Annotated in this window: 1 protein-coding gene; it reads left to right on the forward strand. The window is 51.4% G+C overall.

Annotated elements, in window-relative coordinates:
• The first annotated feature begins 133 nt into the window (after positions 1-133).
• Complete coding sequence (locus H483_RS39575) at positions 134-1,705, forward strand: hypothetical protein (RefSeq protein WP_193746860.1); 1,572 nt, start codon at positions 134-136, stop codon at positions 1,703-1,705.
• Positions 1,706-2,045: the final 340 nt, after the last annotated feature.

Genomic DNA, 2,045 nt, shown 5'->3' on the forward strand with positions numbered 1-2,045 from the left:
CGCGCACTGCTCGGCGAGCTCCTGCCAGCCGTATATCGGACGCTGAGCAAGGCAGGCTGAGGCGTGGTAGGAAAGTCATTTTTTTCAGTTTCTCTGGTCATTAACTATGGACTCGAATAGGAGTGTCCGTGCCGTGGGATCAACTGCGCATTTCTTCATTCCGCTCAGCCGCACACTGCACGTACCTAACGGCTTCAACAAAACCAAGAAGGCCACCGGATGGATTGAACAGGACGACGGATCTTCGTCTCCCACAGCCGACAGCGTCCACTTCGTGTTTCACCAAGTCGAGACTAAAGGGTCGCCTCCCATATCGATTGAATCGAGCTTCCAACTTGCTGCAGAACGGACTAACGGGGAGCGTCGTCAAGAACGCCATTCCGACATCCTAGAGCCTGTCCAATCAACAGTAGCAGAAGCTATGGTCGATCTAGATTTCACAGAGAAGAACACAACGGCGCCCACGAGCGATAATGGCCCAGATCAATTCACGGCCGCCTTTGACTACGCAGTTTCGGAATTAAACGTATTACTTCGAGCGTTCGCCTTAATTTCGAATGAACCGCTCAGACTTGTAACTAGGGAGTCCCTGCCACCAATGATCCCCTTAGCCACTTCGGACACCCAGCCTTGGCGAATGATCGAAAAGGGCGAATTGCCCGATTTGCAGGGGCTTAGCGTCTTCAATTTAAATTGGAATATTCCTTTTGTTAGTAGCGTCACCCACGATTCGGCCGATTTGGATTCTTGGCTAGACGCAGCCCTTGTCAATCTTTCTAATGATGGACCTTTCACTGCTTACTTCGATTTTCGACGCGAAGCCGACATGTACTTCACTAAAGAGGGCAACTATAGAATCGCCGCCATACTATATGCTTCAAGTTGCGAAGCACTGCTAGACGAACTGCTGCAGCACACGCTCTGGGAGGAGGACCTACGCCCCGAGCAGGCGGTAACGCGCTTCCTAAACAAGCGCGGAACTGCTCGAGGCATCGTCGATCTTGTTAAGAACGAACTCCAAAAGTTCTACCAGCACTATGGGTGGGGCCAGGAAGCCCCGGAAATTATTGAGCAATGGGTTACGGATGTGGCTTCGCTTCGCAATAGAGCAATCCACTACGGATACACTCCGACTCTCGACGAGATTCGAGCGTGCCTCCGCACAGTTGACGAAGTCGTTAAATTTGTCTCCGATAGGGTTTTTGAAGCTCGTGCAGAACGACCTATTACGGCGCTAGCCGTCCTCGGCCATCAGACTTTGGAAAATCGAGGCGGCTGGGATGACCGCTTCAGCGATTTCGAAAATAGTCTCTCTGAAGTTAATCTACGTCTGAGAATCTACAAGCGATGGCGGGAGGCATTGTCCTCGTTCCGAGACGGTAGAAATCGAATAATGCCCCTGGACCTCGAAGGATCTCTTTGCTACATCGTAATCTCTCCACAGAACGATTCTCAGTATTTTCTGGTACATAAGAATAAAGTCTCGGCTCAAGAGATCGCCCAGGGCGAAGTTTCATTGTCCTCAGCGGCTGAATCGACAATCCAGTATTACCAGAACCTCAATTTGCAAATTCCCTTAGTTATCCAAGTTGAATACGAAAATGTTGAACTCCAGGCGCAGCCGACTTGGGAGCATTTTGTTTACGACGTTCTGCCCGGTCACGAAGTCTGCGTTTCAACTCTTCCGAGGTTTCCCTCCACGTGAAGCGACGGGCCAGTGATCAGGTCGCCTAACGTTCTAAGTGGTACCATAGAGAGCCGACGCGCTCGGGCTCCCGATTCACCAACACTCCTCCGATTGCGCCCGTTTTTCTAGCCGCAGATTCAAGCTAATTTCGAATCGGCAATCAGAATACCGTTAGATCGGTCAAATCTCAGTGGCACCAGTTCGTTGCTTCAAAACCGCTGCGAGTTTTTGGTTCTTGTACCTGGCTCGCAGACGGACACCGTTATCCGCTGCTCGAGGCCGTGCAGTGCCGCAATTTCTTCGTGCGTGGTCTCCTTCGGTCGGGGAAGTGACAGATTCCTGCGAACCGTGTGACACG

It is taken from the genome of Dietzia sp. UCD-THP, assembly GCF_000349585.1.
GTDB classification, from domain to species: Bacteria; Actinomycetota; Actinomycetes; order Mycobacteriales; family Mycobacteriaceae; genus Dietzia; species Dietzia natronolimnaea_A.